The 17,226-nt window shown below is 65.8% G+C and carries 16 protein-coding genes and 1 tRNA gene; 8 read left to right on the top strand and 9 right to left on the bottom strand.

Annotation, left to right across the window (positions count from 1 at the left end; all coding sequences use genetic code 11):
• Positions 1–13: 13 nt before the first annotated feature.
• The 3 genes from BB28_RS00250 to BB28_RS00240 form a co-directional block, all read right to left on the bottom strand.
• A complete protein-coding gene (locus tag BB28_RS00250; RefSeq protein ID WP_046252016.1) occupies positions 14–1,531 on the bottom strand; it encodes a PPE family protein in 1,518 nt (505 codons plus the stop codon).
• Positions 1,532–1,535: 4 nt separating this feature from the next.
• The gene (locus BB28_RS00245) at positions 1,536–1,844 is read right to left on the bottom strand and encodes a PE family protein (protein WP_030098157.1); all 309 of its coding nucleotides are present in this window, start codon (positions 1,842–1,844) and stop codon (positions 1,536–1,538) included.
• Between the two features lie 435 nt (positions 1,845–2,279).
• Positions 2,280–2,861 carry a TetR/AcrR family transcriptional regulator gene (locus BB28_RS00240; protein WP_046255403.1) on the bottom strand — a complete coding sequence of 194 codons (582 nt, stop codon included), beginning with the start codon at positions 2,859–2,861 and terminating at the stop codon, positions 2,280–2,282.
• Here BB28_RS00240 and BB28_RS25675 point away from each other — a divergent pair.
• On the top strand, positions 2,779–3,153 hold the full coding sequence (locus BB28_RS25675) for a DUF6670 family protein (protein WP_318278303.1): 375 nt from the start codon (positions 2,779–2,781) through the stop codon (positions 3,151–3,153). The two genes, BB28_RS00240 and BB28_RS25675, sit on opposite strands and share 83 nt — an antisense overlap.
• 20 nt (positions 3,154–3,173) lie before the next feature.
• Here the strand turns inward: BB28_RS25675 and BB28_RS00230 are convergent, their stop codons facing one another.
• From BB28_RS00230 to BB28_RS00215, 4 genes are all read right to left on the bottom strand, one after another.
• Complete coding sequence (locus BB28_RS00230) at positions 3,174–3,611, bottom strand: DUF350 domain-containing protein (RefSeq protein WP_046255402.1); 438 nt, start codon at positions 3,609–3,611, stop codon at positions 3,174–3,176.
• A 34-nt stretch (positions 3,612–3,645) separates the two neighbouring features.
• Positions 3,646–4,812: a glutathionylspermidine synthase family protein gene (locus tag BB28_RS00225; protein WP_046252013.1), complete on the bottom strand. Its 1,167-nt coding sequence runs from the start codon at positions 4,810–4,812 to the stop codon at positions 3,646–3,648.
• Entirely contained in the window at positions 4,812–5,363 is a 552-nt protein-coding gene (locus BB28_RS00220) for a hypothetical protein (RefSeq protein ID WP_081252327.1), read from the bottom strand. Before BB28_RS00220 ends, BB28_RS00225 begins: the two co-directional genes overlap by 1 nt.
• Positions 5,364–5,680: 317 nt before the next feature.
• A tRNA-Leu gene (locus BB28_RS00215) sits at positions 5,681–5,763 on the bottom strand.
• Between the two features lie 255 nt (positions 5,764–6,018).
• On the opposite strand from BB28_RS00215, the gene BB28_RS00210 reads away from it, so the two are divergent.
• The 7 genes from BB28_RS00210 (at position 6,019) to pknB (ending at position 15,591) form a co-directional block, all read left to right on the top strand.
• A complete protein-coding gene (locus tag BB28_RS00210) occupies positions 6,019–7,374 on the top strand; it encodes an FhaA domain-containing protein (RefSeq protein ID WP_046252010.1) in 1,356 nt (451 codons plus the stop codon).
• Between the two features lie 161 nt (positions 7,375–7,535).
• A complete protein-coding gene (locus BB28_RS00205) occupies positions 7,536–8,000 on the top strand; it encodes an FHA domain-containing protein FhaB/FipA (RefSeq protein WP_030098149.1) in 465 nt (154 codons plus the stop codon).
• Positions 7,997–9,508, top strand: coding sequence for a PP2C family protein-serine/threonine phosphatase (locus tag BB28_RS00200; RefSeq protein WP_046252009.1), 1,512 nt, complete (start codon positions 7,997–7,999; stop codon positions 9,506–9,508). Before BB28_RS00205 ends, BB28_RS00200 begins: the two co-directional genes overlap by 4 nt.
• On the top strand, positions 9,505–10,938 hold the full coding sequence (locus BB28_RS00195) for an FtsW/RodA/SpoVE family cell cycle protein (RefSeq protein ID WP_046252008.1): 1,434 nt from the start codon (positions 9,505–9,507) through the stop codon (positions 10,936–10,938). Before BB28_RS00200 ends, BB28_RS00195 begins: the two co-directional genes overlap by 4 nt.
• Entirely contained in the window at positions 10,935–12,449 is a 1,515-nt protein-coding gene (locus tag BB28_RS00190; protein WP_046252006.1) for a penicillin-binding transpeptidase domain-containing protein, read from the top strand. Before BB28_RS00195 ends, BB28_RS00190 begins: the two co-directional genes overlap by 4 nt.
• Complete coding sequence (locus BB28_RS00185; RefSeq protein ID WP_030098145.1) at positions 12,446–13,708, top strand: serine/threonine-protein kinase; 1,263 nt, start codon at positions 12,446–12,448, stop codon at positions 13,706–13,708. Before BB28_RS00190 ends, BB28_RS00185 begins: the two co-directional genes overlap by 4 nt.
• Entirely contained in the window at positions 13,708–15,591 is a 1,884-nt protein-coding gene (gene pknB / locus BB28_RS00180) for a Stk1 family PASTA domain-containing Ser/Thr kinase (RefSeq protein ID WP_046252005.1), read from the top strand. The genes BB28_RS00185 and pknB overlap by 1 nt, the downstream gene beginning before the upstream one ends.
• Positions 15,592–15,594: 3 nt before the next feature.
• Here the strand turns inward: pknB and BB28_RS00175 are convergent, their stop codons facing one another.
• Entirely contained in the window at positions 15,595–16,269 is a 675-nt protein-coding gene (locus BB28_RS00175) for an aminodeoxychorismate/anthranilate synthase component II (RefSeq protein WP_030098143.1), read from the bottom strand.
• A 68-nt stretch (positions 16,270–16,337) separates the two neighbouring features.
• Entirely contained in the window at positions 16,338–17,054 is a 717-nt protein-coding gene (locus BB28_RS00170; RefSeq protein WP_046252003.1) for a DUF881 domain-containing protein, read from the bottom strand.
• Positions 17,055–17,226 lie beyond the last annotated feature (172 nt).

Below are 17,226 nucleotides of genomic sequence, written 5' to 3'. Positions count from 1 at the left end.
GTGGAGCGGCCGGTCAGCTGCTGGACCCCCCTTCGGAGGGTCCGTCAGGTTCGGCTCCCCACGTGGTGGGGAGCATGGGCATCGTGCGCGTGCCGTCCATGCTCTCTGAGGCGATCTCGCGTTCGATCAGGCCGGCCGCGCTGGTGCTCGCTGTACTCCTGGACACCGTCCCGGAGAAGCCGAGCTGGCCCGTGCCGCGGGAAGATGCCCCCACGCCCGCGGGCTGGCGCGCTGCCGGTTCCGAAAAGTCCGGGTCCACTGTGGAATTCATGTCCATGAACTGTGGGGCCGGATCTTTGATCCGGGCCGCGCGCTTGCGGCGGGCGCGTGAACGCGCCGACGCGGCCGCTGCGGCCGCCGCAGAGATCCCCGCCGCCGGCGCCTTGGCACCCGCACCTTCATTCAACGTCGGCCCAAAGCGCGCCGCCGGTGGATCCTCCTGCACCGCATACACCATGTAGGCAGGAGTGGCGGCCGCCGGGGCCGGTGATGTGGACGCGGGCGCACTGGAAGTCGTTGGGGCGGAGGATGAACCGCCTGGCATCGACTGCCCCGACGGCACCTGCGCCAGCTGTAGATCCTGCTGGGGGTTGCGGCGCTCGATCCGTGCCGGCTCGCGGCCGGGCTCATCCTCATGTCCGGGCTCTTCAATACCGGCCGGTGGAACCAGGGCCGAAAGCGCGAGCCCGAGCACAATCGGCAGCCAAGCCGGCGCCGAAAGCACAATGCCCCAGAAGGTGAAACCGAAGGGGATGAAGAACGCCTCGTACGCGATGAAGAACAGCAGTGGGAACCACGCGAAGAACGCAGCGATCGGGTTCTTCATGAAGTCTTCGATCATGTCCTGGAGCGTGCCGAGCGGGTTTGTCATGAACCGCATGAGCTGGTCGATCATGTTGTTGCTGTTATCCAGCGCGGTACCGGATTCGAGGGCTTGCGGTTGTGCCGCCATCGAGGTCATATCGGCGGACATTCGCGACATTTCCCCACCGGGAGCCATGATCATCGGCGTGGGCTCTGTCGGAGCCGTAGCAGCCAGCGCGGTGGACGAGACCCCTTGGTAGACGCCCATGGTGGTGGCGGCTTGGACCCACATCCGGATGTAGTCGGCCTCATTGAGAGCGATCGGAATGGTGTTGATACCCAGGAAATTGGTGGCCAGCAGCACTCCGTGAATCATGTGGTTGGCCGCCAGCTCGGCCAGCGTCGGCATCGCGGCCAGCGCCGTCATGTAGGCGGCGGCGGCCGTCTCCTGCAACACCGCATTGGAGGCGCTCAGCGTGCTCTGCTGGGTCAGCCAGGCCAGATACGGTGCATGACTGGCCACATACTGGGTGGCGCTGGGCCCCTGCCAGGGCCCGGCGTTGGTGGCAGCGAGCAGCTGTGTCAACTCCGTTGCGGCAGTGGCATACTGCGCGGACAGCGCCTGCCATTGCGCGGCCGCAGCCAGCAAGGCACCGGGACCGGGACCGCTGGACAACAGAGCGGAGTGGACCTCGGGAGGTGCAGCCATCCAGATGGGGGCAGACAATGAACTACCCCCGCGCGATCATGTACGTCATCGCGGCCTGCATATCCCCGGTGGTGTAGCTGGCCGCGGACTCCGAAACACCCAGCCCGGCCCGGCCCAGCTCCTCAACAGCCAGCGCGGCCACACCGGTGTGTTCCACACCGCGGGCACTAAAACCGGCCGCGGTCTCCAACGACACCGGATCGGCCGCCGGCGGCACCACCGCACCGATCACCGGGGCGGCGGCAGCATGTGCGGCAGCCAGACGCGCGGTCAGCGCCTCCACCGCAGCACTAGTGGCAAGCAGACCTTCCGGAATGACATTCAGATTCATCGTGGGTACTCCCTTCCCTGAGCAGCATGCTCACTGACGAGCGAAGACGCGGGCTGGGCGCATCTGCGCGCACTGGCCCGGGAAACGTCCTCACCTGCAGGCAATTTGAAGTAGCTGTAAAGATCATTGGTGATCGACCAACCCTGCGAATCGATGACCGCATAAGGGGAAATTAGCATCGCCTAACACTGTTGTCGACAGTTCGCTCAATGTTGATTCACCAGTACTGAGCTGTTTCAATTAGAAACTTGTAGGTTGCTGGAATCGATATTCAGCCCGATCGACTCCCCGCGCTCGGGTGTGAACTGCGCTTATCACGCCCTCGGTCTAGAAAAATCTCTTTAGTGCGCTAACCGTTCGGGCCTGTGCGCTCTTGCGCCACTGTGGCACAAGTCACTAGCAACGGTGCCGCCTGCGGCGTCTCCGGAGTCGGGATCACTCAACCGGACGGTCTGACAGCGCCGAGAGAACTCTGCGTGCACGCGCCGCCATCTCATCGGCCGACCGCTCGGGGTGGTGCCACCACCACTGCACCAACGCTGAGACCATGTTCTCCCAGACCAGCGTCGCGGCCGACAAGTCATCCTCGTCGCTCAGGCCCGAGGCGCCGAGCGCCTCCGTCACCGCCGCCGCGGCCTGTTCACGCAGCACGGTCCGCTGGCGCCTCGCGGCATCGCGGGCCCGTCCGCTGGGCACCGTTCTGTCGTAGAGAACCGGCCAATCGCTGCGCCGGCCTTCCAAGGTGGTGAAGATCGCCGTCAATACCGATTCGGCGACCTCTTGACGCGCAGACGATCCGGACAGTGCGCCGCCGATCGCCGCGACCAGCCGCTCCCCGGCCCGTTCGACGCACGCGACGTAGAGATCCTCTTTAGACCCGAAATAGGCCAGCACGAGGGCCTTCGATACCCCGGCACGGGCGGCGATCCCATTCATGCTCGACGCCACGAAGGTCGATTCTCCGAACTCGTCCGCGGCGGCAGTCAAGATCCATTGCTCCCGCTCCTGCCGGGGCATTCCCTTGCTGCCGGTCCGGACGGGTTGCACGCGTACGACGGTAGCGGAGTGTCCGTGCACGTTCGTAGAGAAACCAATGATCGACGAGCAGGGGCGCTCCATGCGTCTTCCGTGCCGCCTGAACTGGACAGTCCGCGACGACCACGTGCTCACCGTCGACGGGCTCGTCGACTCACCTCTGCGCTACGGCCATGGCCGCGGCTACGCGGGCGCCTACAGCTATACCGGCGAATACCAAGGCAATCCGGTAGGCGGGTCTGCCTACATGGAGTGGGTGGACACCGGGCATTAGGTAGCCCACACAGATATCGACTACAGAATCGCGGCGGCGATGATCAGGCCCACGGCGACATAGGCCGCGGCAACGACGAGCGTCGCGGGCGCGAACCTCCTGTGTGCCAGCAGATCTCCTACGTCAAGGCCCACCACCCACTCGATCAGCCTGATGCAGATCGTCTGGGCCGCAATACCGATAAGCCCGAATACCAACGCGCGCACCAGGCCCTCGGTGATGTTTCCCGAGGCGGTGTAGATCGCCAGCACGATCACGAACGCCTGCGAGAGAAGCCCCGCCGCGGTAATCACGACAGCGTTAGGCAATCCCGCGCGGACCATCTGACGCAGCGGGCCGGGAGTGGTCCAGCCCAGCACAAAGAACCCGACGACCATCAACACGAAACCGACAGCCGCGTATAGCCAGATCGCGGCCGCTCCGTGAGCGACTATCGACCAGTACCCTGCTGCGCTCATGGTTGCCTTCCCCATCTCTCGTGTTCGGGTGTCGCTACTGAGGTGATATCCGGTGTGGAACGAAGGCGGCGCCGTCGTCGGTGATCAGGCCTGCGGTCTCCCGGATACCCAACCCTGCCGATTCGTCGCCGATAATCCAGGCACCCAGGGCCGGCCTCATGCCGCCGAACTCCGGTAACGGGTCCAGCAGCTGGTAGACGTAGCCTTCCTCACCGTAGACACCTCCGGTGGCCGTCTCATAGCCCGCTCCCACCACCGTGATGTTGGCGCCTTCTCGGCCCAGTTTCGGCTTGCGGACGTACTCGGTCAGTTCGTGAGGGCTGTCGACGTAGGCCGGAAGCAGATTGGGGTGGCCGGGGTACATCTCCCAGAGCACCGCCAAAATCGCCTTGTTGCTCAACAGCGCTTTCCACAGGGGCTCAATCCATAGGGTCTCGGGCAGCAGGTCCAGGGCATGGCGGCCGAACTCGTCGTCGACGATCCACTCCCACGGATACAGCTTGAAGATCGATTCGATCGGCGCCTCTTCCAGATCCACGAGACGGTTCAGATCGTGATCCCAGCCGATGTCCTCGATCGGCAGGCCCACCGTGTTGATACCGGCCTCTGCCGCGCATTCCTGAAGATAGGCCAGGGTGACGTTGTCTTCACCGCTCTGGTCCGCCGATGACCACGTGAAATGTGTTTCTGCACCGGCTAGTTGCTTGCCGATCTGCTTCCAGCGCGCGACGAGCTGTTCATGCAGGGAGTTCCATTGGTCGTCGTCGGGGAACACATCCGTCTTCCAGTGCCACTGCAGGATCGAGGCCTCCAGCAGTGAGGTGGGGGTATCGGCGTTGTATTCCAAGAGAACCGGCGGCCGGCGGCCGTCATAACGGAGATCGAAGCGCCCGTAGAGGTGCGGATCTCTTCTGCGCCAGGATTTTTCGATGTGCTCCCATGTCCATTCCGGCAGCCCGAAGTCTTGGTAGCGCCCGGTGAGGACAACGTGTTCAACGGCGTCCAGGCACATGGAATGCAGTACCTCCACGGTCGCCTCGAGGGAGAGCACCTCGTCCATATCGAAGACGTAGTGCACCGACTCGTCCCAGTAGGGCCGGTCACTGCCGTCTGCCATCCGCGCCGGTGTGCCGTAGCACATTCCTTGGGAGGCAACGATTTCTTCCCAACCTATGCGGGGCGGCGCGTGCTCACGGCGCATCAGCTTCCCGAACTTCCCGAGCTGCTCGACCCGAAGCCACCCCGCGAGACCGACGGAGACCGGGAAATGCTCCCCGAGTTGTCGGACTTGGTGAGGGTGGTGCCCGAACTGGTCTTGGCCCTCGTGCCCCTGGGCAGCTCCACGCTGCCGCCGGTCGCGATGGTGCCGATACCTCGGTTGTGTCCGCCGTAGTAGTAGCGATAGGGCGAGCCCGCGTAGATGAACACGCCGCCCGAGGACGACGCGGTGCCCCGCTCGCAGTACTCCTCGGGGGCCACGACATTCGACCCGTCCTGCACGCACGTCGCCTCGATGTCGTCATCACGGTCGATCACCGCGTAACCCACGGCCACCACCGCCGCGATACCGGCGACCACCATCGAACCCATCAGAACGTGGTTACGGGTCCGGCGCCGTTCCTCGGCCTTCTGAGCCTGAACCTCGGCCAGCCTGCGCTGGGCTTCGCGTGTCCGGCGCGCCTTGTCGCGGGCCCGTGACTCAGCGACGGTGGGCGGCCGCGGCAGGGTGATACCCGGCTCCTGCCAGCGCACGGCGCCGCGAACCGGTGGCGGCTCACGGTGTTCAGATTCTTCGTCGCCTACGGACGAATCGGGCATCTTTTCCCCCTTAGGCCCGAATCATAGGAAACACACTACGAGTGAACTTACAGCAGCAGCCTCGAATGACGGCATACACCGGAAGCGTTGCAGCAAATACTCCGGCGCCGTCGTGCCGCACCCACGCCGACCGCCCTATGCGGCGGATATCCGAACCTGACGTCTGTACCAACAAACAACAACAAACAAGAAAGCCGGAAACCCTCGGGTCTCCGGCCTTCTGTCGTTGGGCTTCTTAGCCCACTCACTTGTGGGCGAAGGGGGACTTGAACCCCCACGTCCCGAAGGACACTGGCACCTGAAGCCAGCGCGTCTGCCATTCCGCCACTCGCCCCAACGACCGCGAGAGCCTATCACGCTCGTGGCCTCATCTTTGAACCGCGAACAGCCCGCCAGAGCCCGCGCACGCACGCCAATCCTCTCAAACGGCGAGCATAGAAGGCCTCTTGGTGCCAAGACGATGTCGTCTCGTAATAGAGGAGTGGGTGCCGACGATCATCAAACCGATACGATCTACTCGAGATCCGCTCGTGGCGGAGCGCTGTGTCATGCGCTCAGAACTGTCACGCGATCGCCGAAAGGAGGAGGCATGGGAATTGTCCAACGCTTCGAGCGCAAGCTAGAAGACGTGGTCGGCGATGCCTTCGCCCGCGTATTCGGCGGCAGCATCGTCCCTCAGGAAGTGCAGGCCTCACTGCGTCGCGAGGCCGCCGACGGCGTCCGATCCGCGGGCCAGGGACGGCTGCTGGCTCCCAACGAGTTCTTTGTTCTCCTCAGCACCGGAGATCACGAGAAGGCGGCCGACGACCGCGATCTCAACGCAGACACGTTCGCCGAACACCTGCGCGAATATGTTCGCGATCAGGGGTGGCAAACGTATGGTGAAGTTGTTGTCCGATTCGAACAATCACCGAACTTGCACACCGGCCAGTTTCGCACGCGCGGTGTGGTCAATCCCGACACCAAGCGGGACCGTACGCACGGCGCCGTGACGACTGCCCCTTCGACCCCGGATCCACAACCAGGAGCATCCATGACTGACAACCCAGGTCCCCAGCAGGGACGCCCCGGCGAAGAGTACGGCCGAGAGGACGACCGCTACGGACGTCCCGAACAGGATCCACGTGGTCAGCAGCCTCCGCAGGGTGACCAGGGATACCCCCCGCGCCAGGGCGGATATGGGCAGGGCCAGCAGTACGGGCAGGATTACGGTCGCCCACCGGCCGGCTATGAGCAGGGCGGCTACCAACAGCGCCCGCCACAGCAGGGTGGCTACGACCAAGGCGGCCGCGGTGGCTATGAGCAGGGCGGCTATGGCGGCGGTCAGGAATACGGCCGTCCCCCGGCACCTCCGCAGCAGGGCGGCTACGGCGCCCCGCCGCAACAGGGTGGGTACGGCGAGCCTCCTCGTCCCAACTACGGCGAGTACGAACAGGGCGGTGGCTATGGCGCACCGCAGGGTCCGCCTCCGGGCCAGGACTACGGTCGTCCCCCGGCCTACCCGCAGCAGGGTGGCTACGGCGCCCCGCCGCAGCAGGGCGGCTACGGATCACCTCAGGGCGGTTACGGCGAGCCCGAGTACGGCGACTACGAGCACGGCGGCTACCAGAGCAGCCCCGACTACGGCGCTCCCACTGGAGGCGGCGCCGGTGCCGGTCGCACCACCGTCACCCTGCAGCTGGACGACGGCAGCGGACGCACGTACCAGTTGCGTGAGGGCACCAATGTGATCGGCCGCGGTCAGGACGCGCAGTTCCGTCTGCCCGATACCGGCGTCTCGCGCCGCCACCTCGAGGTGCGCTTCGACGGGCATGCCGCGCTGCTGTCGGACCTGAATTCGACCAACGGCACCACCGTCAACAACGCGCCGGTCACCGAATGGCAGTTGGCCGACGGCGACATCATCCGGCTGGGCCACTCCGAGATCATCGTTCGGGTCCAGTAGGGAACAGGAGAACCGCACCCGCAACGCCGCGTTCGACACAGGCTGCACGTATCGAGCCCCGGCGGGTAACCCGGCCAAGTATCGTTGCCCTGCCGAATATGTCCGGTCTTCCGGACACCCTCGCCGAGGCGCGATGGACCAGCGAGAGGAACGACAACCGGATGCAGGGACTGGTGCTCCAGCTCACCCGCGGTGGGTTCCTGTTGCTGTTGTGGGTGTTCATCTGGTCGGTGCTGCGCATATTGCGGACCGATATCTACGCCCCCACCGGTCAGCTGATGGCCAATCGCGGTTTGAACCTGCGTGCGATTAGTCCCGCGAAGGCGGGCCGGCGTCAGATGCAGTACCTGTTGGTGACCGAGGGCGCCCTGGCCGGCACCCGGATCACGCTCGGCACCCAGCCCATTTTGATCGGCCGTGCGGACGACTCAACACTGGTGCTCACTGACGATTACTCGTCGACGCGGCACGCGCGGCTATCGCCACGCGGGGCCGATTGGTACGTCGAGGATCTAGGATCGACCAACGGCACATATCTGGATAGGGAGAAGGTGACGACGGCGCTGCGGGTTCCCCAGGGGACGCCGGTACGGATCGGTAAGACAGTGATCGAGCTGCGCTCGTGACACTGGTGCTTCGCTACGCAGCGCGTAGCGACCGCGGACTTGTGCGGTCGAACAACGAGGACTCCGTCTACGCCGGTGCCCGCCTCTTGGCATTGGCCGACGGCATGGGCGGTCATGCCGCCGGTGAAGTCGCCTCACAGCTGGTCATCGCGGCGTTGGCCCCACTCGACGACGATGAGCCTGGCGGCGATCTGCTGGATACGCTGGCCGACGCGGTGCACTCCGGTAACGCGGCGATCGCCGACCATGTGCGCGCCGAGCCCGAGCTCGACGGAATGGGCACCACGCTGACGGCTTTCCTGTTCACCGGGAAACGGCTGGGCATGGTGCATATCGGCGACTCACGCGCCTACCTGATGCGCGATGGCGAGCTGGCGCAGATCTCCAAGGACGACACCTTCGTCCAGACCCTTGTCGACGAGGGTCGCATCACTCCGGAACAGGCACACAACCATCCGCAGCGCTCGCTCATCATGCGCGCGCTCACCGGTGCACCGGTCGAGCCCACTCTCGTAATCCGTGAGGCGCAGGCGGGAGACAGATACCTGCTCTGTTCGGACGGACTGTCCGATCCGGTGAGCCACGAGACCATCGCCGAGGCGTTGGAGATCCCCGATGTCTCCGCCGCCGCCGACCGGCTCATCGAGCTGGCGCTGCGCAGCGGTGGACCCGACAATGTCACCGTCGTCGTCGCCGATGTCGTGGAGCTGGACTACGGGCAAACCCGGCCGATCGTGGCGGGGGCGATATCCGCCGACGCCGACACCGACACACCTCCGCCGAACACCGCCGCCGGGCGGGCCGCCGCCATCCAGCGCGCGCTCAAAGAGCCCGAGCCCGCTCAGGACGAATCCGATAGCGACACAACCGATTCCGATACCACACGGCCCAAGAAACGCCGGCTCCGCTGGCTGATCGCGGCGGTGCTCGTGGTGTTGATCGCGCTGGCCGGCCTGGCGATCGGCCGCCGCGTGGTGCTCAACAACTATTATGTGAGCGCCTACGAAGGCAACGTCTCCATCATGCAGGGCGTCCAGGGCTCCCTCCTGGGTTATCGGCTGCAGCGGCCGGACCTGGTGGGTTGCCTTGACAACCGCGGTGACCTGTCGCTGGTGAGCTACGGCGAGTCCGCATCCAGCCTGTCCTGCAAGTACTTCAAGGTGTCCGATCTGCGCCCGTCCGAGCGTCAGCAGGTCGAAACGGGTCTGCCCGGAGGCACTCTCGACCAGGCCATCGGCCAGCTACGTCAGCTCACCAAGAGCGCGCTGCCCCCGTGCGCACCGCCCGCGCCCAAGACAGCGCCGCCCGCACCGACCACCGCGGGACGCTCCCCGTCCGCCACATCCGGATCCCCCACGACGACCACAACCACGCGGCCGTCGCCCGCGCCCACGTCTCCGGCGACACCCGGCGCAAGCACGACGCAGACCACAACATCCACCCCCGCGCCGGCGCCACTGCCGGCGCCACCACAAGAGCCGGGCGTCACCTGCCGGACCGTGTCATGACGACGGCGCCCCAAACCGCTGTAGTGGCCCGTGGGGCAGGCACCTCGCCACCACCCCAATCCACACGACGTAGCGCGGAGTTGGGGCTCCTCGGCTTCGCCGCCGCGATCACCACCGTGGCACTGATCCTGGTCGAGGCGAACCTCGAGCGGGGACTTTCCTGGGATCTACTGAAATACGGACTTGCGTACCTCGTCCTGTTTACGTTGGCACATCTAGGGATTCGCCGTTACGCGCCCTACGCCGATCCGCTGCTGCTGCCCTGTGTCGCACTGCTGAACGGCCTCGGGCTGGTGATGATCCATCGTCTGGACCTGGCGAAAGCGGCCGCCGGCGATGGCTCCGAGACGGTGGAAGCCAACGCGCAGGTGCTCTGGACGCTGGTGGGTGTCGCCGCGCTCGTCGGGATCCTGGTAGCCGTCAAGGATCACCGGGTGCTGGCACGGTACGGCTACACCTTCGGCATCCTTGGCATCGTCCTGCTGGCCATCCCCGCGCTGTTGCCGTCCTCGGCCTCGGAACGAAACGGCGCCAAAATCTGGATCGAATTGCCGTTCTTGTCGATTCAGCCCGCCGAGGCCGCCAAGATTCTGTTGCTGGTGTTCTTCGCGGCCTTCCTGATGACCAAACGCGACCTGTTTCGCACTGCCGGCCGCAGCTACTGGGGCGTGGAGTCGCCCCGGGCCAGGGACCTGGGCCCGCTGCTCGCGGTGTGGGCAATATCCGTGGGCGTCATGGTCTTTGAGAAGGACCTGGGCACCTCGCTGCTGCTGTACACCTCATTTCTCACGGTGCTGTACATCGCCACGGCACGGATCAGCTGGGTGCTGATCGGCCTGGGCCTCTTCGTCGTCGGCGCGTTTTTGGCGTACTTCTTGTTCGCGCATGTGCGCGTGCGGGTCGAAACCTGGCTGGACCCCTTCGCGGATGCGGACGGCAACGGGTACCAGATGATGCAGTCGCTGTTCAGCTTCGCCACCGGTGGCATCTTCGGCACCGGTCTCGGAAACGGTCAGCCGGGCACGGTTCCTGCCGCATCAACGGATTTCATCATCGCCGCGATCGGCGAGGAACTCGGACTGGTCGGCCTGGCCGGAGTGCTGCTCGTGTTCACCATTCTCATCGTCCGGGGCTTCCGCACCGCGCTGGCGGTGCGTGACAGCTTCGGCAAGCTGCTGGCCTCCGGCCTCTCGGCGGCGCTGGCGCTGCAGCTGTTCATCGTCGTCGGCGGTGTCACCAAGCTCATTCCGCTGACCGGGCTCACCACGCCCTGGATCTCCTACGGCGGTTCGTCACTGGTATCCAATTACGTGCTGCTGGCCATCCTGCTGCGCATCTCGCATATCGCCCGCCGACCACTGACCACCACCTCCGCACCCAACGCCGCCCCCATCGCGGAGGCCCGGACGGAACTGATCGATCGCGTATGAACACATCGATCCGCCGGGTATCTCTCGTCGTCATGGCACTGGTCGTGCTACTGCTGGCCAATGCCACGCTCACCCAGGTGTTCACGGCACCCGGACTGCGCGCCGACCCCCGCAATCAGCGGGTGCTGCTCGATGAGTACTCGCGCCAGCGGGGGCAGATATCGGCGAGCGGGCAGTTACTCGCCTCCTCGGTGGCCACCGACAGTCGTTTCCGCTTCCTGCGGCAGTACGCCGATCCACTGGTCTACGCGCCCGTCACCGGCTTCTACTCGCTCAACTACTCCAGCGCCGGGCTGGAACGCGCCGAGGACAGCGTGCTCAACGGATCCGATCCCCGGCTTTTCGGCCGCAGACTCGCGGACTTCTTCACGGGCCGCGATCCACGTGGCGGCAGCGTGGTCACGACCATCCGCCCCGATGTGCAGCAGGCCGCCTACGACGCCATGCACCGCGGCTGCAAGGACGGCTGCCGCGGCTCGGTGGTCGCGCTCGAACCCTCCACCGGAAAGATCCTCGCGATGGTGTCGACGCCCTCCTACGACCCCAATCTGCTGGCCAGCCAGGACTCCGCGAAGGAGAACGCGGCCTGGAAGCAGCTGCAGGAAGACCCCGCGCAGCCGATGCTGAACCGCGCCATCTCGCAGACCTACCCACCGGGATCGACCTTCAAGGTGATCACTACGGCCGCGGCGCTGGCCGACGGCAAGACGGTCAACACCGAGGTGACCGCGTCCCCAACCATCTTCCTGCCGGGTAGCAACGCAACCCTGGAGAACTACAACAGGACCTCCTGCGGGGGTGGCGACAACACCACCCTCAAGGAGGCGTTCGCGCGCTCCTGCAACACCGCCTTCGCCAAACTCGGATCCGAACAACTCAAGCGCGACAAGCTGGTCAAGGCCGCGCAAGCCTTCGGTCTCGACCACGAAATCGACGGCATCCCACTCCAGGTGGCTACCTCCACCGTCGGGTCGATGTCCGATGACGCGGCCGTCGCGATGTCGAGCATCGGGCAAAAGGACGTCGCGGTGACCCCCTTGCAGAACGCGATGGTCGCTGCGGCCGTTGCCAACAAGGGTGTGCTGATGCAGCCGCACCTGGTCGATAGCCTTAAGGGCCCAGACCTTTCGAATCTGTCCACCACCACCCCGGATGACATTGGCCAAGCCGTGACACCCGCTATCGCGAACACATTGACCGAACTGATGATTGCCTCAGAACAGCGCACCGCACAGACCGGAGCCATCCCCAGCGTGCAGATCGCATCCAAGACCGGCACCGCCGAGCACGGCACCGATCCGCGCAACACCCCACCACACGCGTGGTACATCGCGTTTGCACCGGCATCGAGCACCACATCGGATCCTCAAGCCACGGTGGTCACCCCTAAGGTGGCCATCGCGGTACTCGTCGAAGATGGCGGAGACCGCGCCCTCGCGGCCACCGGCGGCTCCGTCGCCGCACCCATCGGGCGGCAGGTCATTGCCGCAGCACTACAGGGGGCCTCATGACAGTTCGTGTGGGAGAAACGCTTTCGGGCCGCTACCGGTTGCAGCGGCTCATCGCTACCGGCGGTATGGGCCAGGTCTGGGAGGGCACCGATAGCCGCCTGGGCCGCAAGGTGGCCGTCAAGGTGCTCAAGGCCGAGTTCTCGTCGGATCCAGAGTTCATCGAGCGGTTCCGCGCCGAGGCACGCACCGTGGCGATGCTCAACCATCCCGGCATCGCCAGCGTGTACGACTACGGCGAAACCGACATCGACAGCGAGGGCCGCACCGCGTACCTGGTCATGGAACTGATTCACGGCGAGCCGCTGAACTCGGTGCTCAAGCGCACCGGCCGGCTGTCGCTGCGCCACTCGCTGGACATGCTGGAGCAGACCGGGCGTGCCCTGCAGGTCGCGCACGCCGCGGGCCTGGTGCATCGTGACGTGAAGCCGGGCAACATCCTGATCACGCCCACCGGGCAGGTGAAACTCACCGACTTCGGCATCGCCAAGGCCGTGGACGCCGCCCCGGTCACCCAGACCGGCATGGTGATGGGCACCGCCCAATACATCGCCCCCGAACAGGCTCTGGGTCACGACGCCACCCCCGCCAGCGATGTCTACGCACTGGGAGTTGTTGGCTACGAAGCAGTTTCGGGTAAGCGCCCGTTCTCGGGCGACGGCGCGCTGACGGTCGCGATGAAGCACATCAAGGAGACACCGTCGCCGTTGCCCGCCGATCTACCCCCGAACGTGCGCGAGCTCATCGAGATCACGCTGGTGAAGAACCCCCAGAATCGGTACACCAGCGGCGGCCCGTTCGCCGATGCGGTGGCGGCGGTGCGTGCCGGTCGCCGCCCACCCCGGCCCAACCAGGCGCCGACCATCAGCAGGGCCACGCCGGCGGCCATCCCGCCCGCCACGCAGGTGCGGCCTGCCGTGGGGACACCCAGCCGAGTTGCCCCGCCCACCTCCCGCACCCGACCGCCTACGGGCTCGCACCGGCCGCCACCGCCCCGGCGTGGCACGTTCTCGCCCGGCCAGAAGGCCCTGATGTGGGCGGCCGCGGTGCTGGGCATCTTCGCGATCATCATCGCGGCGCTCATCCTTCTGCGAGCAAGTGAGCAGAAGAATGACGTGCCGCTCCCATCGGCGACGACGCCCAGCAGCGAGGCACCCTCAAGTCCGGCTTCAGCTTCGCCAGGAGCGCTTGCGCCAGCTAATATCGTGGCTCTGCTTCCGGTCGCCGAACCGGACCCGATCACTGGGACGAAATCACCGTAATGACCACTCCGCAGCACCTCTCGGACCGCTATGAGCTGGGGGAGATCCTCGGCTATGGAGGCATGTCCGAGGTTCACCTGGCGCGCGACCAACGGTTGAACCGTGACGTCGCGATCAAGGTGCTGCGCGCCGATCTGGCCCGGGACCCCAGCTTCTATCTGCGTTTCCGCCGCGAGGCACAGAACGCCGCCGCACTGAACCACCCGGCGATCGTGGCGGTCTACGACACGGGCGAGGCCGAGACGCCCACGGGGCCGCTGCCGTACATCGTCATGGAGTACGTCGACGGCATCACCCTGCGCGACATCGTCAAGGACGACGGCCCCATGCCGATCCGCCGGGCGATCGAGGTCATCGCCGACTCCTGCCAGGCGCTCAACTTCAGCCACCAGCACGGCATCATCCATCGTGATGTCAAGCCCGCCAACATCATGATCAGCAAGACCGGCGCGGTAAAGGTGATGGACTTCGGGATCGCGCGGGCCGTGTCGGACGCCGGTGTCAGCGTCACCCAGACCGCGGCGGTCATCGGGACCGCGCAGTATCTTTCGCCGGAACAGGCGCGCGGCGAGACCGTGGACGCGCGTTCCGACGTGTACTCCCTGGGCTGCGTTCTCTACGAATTGCTCACCGGCGAGCCGCCTTTCGTCGGCGATTCACCTGTCGCGGTGGCCTACCAGCATGTGCGTGAAGATCCGGTTGCGCCCTCCAAGCACAACCCCGAGATTCCTCCCGGTCTTGATTCGGTTGTGCTCAAAGCACTTTCGAAGAACCCCGATAACCGGTACCAGAACGCCGCCGAGATGCGCACCGACCTCATGCGGGTGTATCAGGGCGAGCAGCCGGAGGCCCCGAAGGTTCTCACCGACGCCGAGCGCAGCTCCATGCTCAGCACCCCCTCCAACGCCAAGGCCTTCCCGGCCTCCGGACCTCAGACCAATCCGCTGCCCAGCCATTACGCGGAGCCGCGGCGCAATCCACTGAGCCGCTGGCTGGTCGGACTTGCCGCGCTGGTGGTGCTGACCGTGGTGGTCACCTTCGCCATCATCTTGGGCAACGGCCCCTCGCGTGATGTCCAGGTTCCCGACGTGACGGGCAAGTCCCAGGCCGACGCCGTCGCCGCGCTGCAGAACCTTGGGTTCAAGACCAAGATCCAGAAGAACACGAGCTCAAAGCTTGCTCCCGAGAGAGTCATCGACACCGATCCCGCGAAGGGTTCCACCGTGACGGCCGGTTCCGAGGTGACGCTGAACGTGTCCATCGGGCCGGAGAGCCAGCAGGTACCCGACTGCCATGGCCTCAGCTTCGGCGACGCGGTCAAGAAGCTGCAGGCCGCCGGGTTCAAGGGCACCTTCACCCAGAGCGAGACCAAGTCGCTGCCCGAGGACAAGGGCCGCGTCATGGCCACCAACCCGCCGGCCGGACAGTACTCGGCGGTCACCAACAACATCACCATCGTTGTCGGCAAGGGCCCGGGGGAGAAGCCCGCACCAGACTTCGTCGGGCAGAACATCGACGTTGCCCTCAAGAACCTGCCCACCTACGGCTTCACGGCACCGCCCACGGTGATCCCGGTCCCCAGCCCGGAGCCAAAGGGGCAGATCCTGAGCACGAATCCGACCGCCGGAACCATGTTCCCCGAGGACGGTGCCATCGAGATCCGGGTGTCATCCGGCGGGCAATTCCGCATGCCGAGCGTGATGGGCAAGTTCTGGGTCGATGCCGAGCCACAGCTTCGCAGCCTTGGATGGACCGGCGACATCACCACCGAGGACGTGCCGTCCGATGGCAACAACAGGGCACGCGTGGTCTTTCAGGACCCGCAGCCCGGTGCCGGGGTCAACTACAACGCAACGATCAAGCTGCGTTTCGGTACGGGCTAGACCTCAGCCGCCGAGGGCGCTCACGCGTCCGCTGACGCCGTCCAGTGCCGAGGCGACCTCTGCCTCAAGCGAGCGCACCAGCGATTCATCAAGGGGCGCACCACAATAGGTGAGCCAGTTGGCCAACATCCGGTGCCCACCCTCGGTGAGGATCGACTCCGGGTGGAACTGCACCCCGTGAATCGGATGTTCGGTGTGCATGACACCCATGATCACCCCGCTGGCGGTGCGGGCGATCACCCGAAGCCCCTCAGGCACGGTGTCTGGGAGGATCGTCAGCGAGTGATACCTGGTGGCCGTGAACGGGTTTGGCAGACCGCGCAGCACCCCGGCGTCTTCATGCTCGACCGTGCTCGTCTTGCCGTGCAATAACTCTGGTGCGCGGTCGACGGTGCCGCCGAACGCCACCCCGATCGCCTGGTGTCCCAGGCACACCCCGAGCAGCGGGGTGCCCGTCTTCGCGCAGGAATGCACCATCGCGATGGACGCGCCCGCGCTCTCTGGTGTCCCCGGGCCGGGGCTGATCAGTACGCCGTCGAAGTCGGCGGCCACCGCATCGGTGTCGGCCAGTCGCGGGTCGTCGTTGCGCCACACGGTCGCGTCCACGCCGAGCTGACCCAGGTACTGGACCAGGTTGAACACGAAGCTGTCGTAGTTGTCGACGACCAGGATGCGCACAGGTCAAGGGTACGGACCCGCGCCAGCGGATTCCCAGCCGGTTTAACCGGACAGGTGCCGACCGATGTCTACCGGCCCTCCAGCGGAGCCGCACGGCCGGGCCCCACCGCATCCCGATATCCGGCCACCTCGAGGTGATGGCCGCGAGTCACCGTATATCCCAAGCCAAATCGCGCGACATACTGCCGGTACAGGGTTACCAGCGGAGCCGCGTCGAGTGCCGCCTGCATGGCGTCGGCATCACCGATGGCCGTGATCACGTACGGCGGGCTGTAGGTACGGCCGTGCAGCAGCAGGGTGTTACCGACACATCGAGGTACCGAACTCGCGACCAGGCGCTGGTCATCCTGCATCTGAATGGCCTCGGCACCCGCACTCCACAAGGCGTTGAGCACACCTTCGACATCCTGCTGGTGCACCACCAAGTCATCCGGTGATGCATCGCGGGGGAAACGCCCGTACGCGTCGCGCTTGGCATCGGTCAGCGTCACCACCAGGCCGGGACCCGTGACGGGCTGCACGCCGGCGGCATCGGCCATCTCACCGGTTTCGGCGAGCGCCGCCGCCACCTGGCTGTCACCCCCGGCCGACTGTGCCCGCGCGGCAGCCATCTCATTCGCCAAACCGTCGCGGGTGGCGCTGAGTTTGTCGACGGACTTCTGCGTCTCGCGCACCAGATCCACCAGCCGGGGCGACGGAGAGTCCCCCCGCCGGATCTCGTTGCCGCCCGACACCGTGTGCGTCGCGGCCAGCAGGAAGCCCGCAAGCGCGCACACCAGGGGCACCCCGACCCGCCAGAGAAGACCCCCTCGGGCCGAAGGAGCCGCCGGTTCGCGCTGGGGGCTGGCCCCGCTCCGGGGGGCCTCATCGGCGGTCACCAGAAGATTGTCGCAGCATCGGGCTGTAACCTGCGTAGGAACCCATGACGACTCCGGCCATGGCGATCAGTCGCCGTGC

Origin of the sequence: Mycobacteroides chelonae CCUG 47445, assembly GCF_001632805.1 — a bacterium.
GTDB lineage: Bacteria > Actinomycetota > Actinomycetes > Mycobacteriales > Mycobacteriaceae > Mycobacterium > Mycobacterium chelonae.
This window is presented reverse-complemented; position numbering and strand designations above follow the sequence as displayed.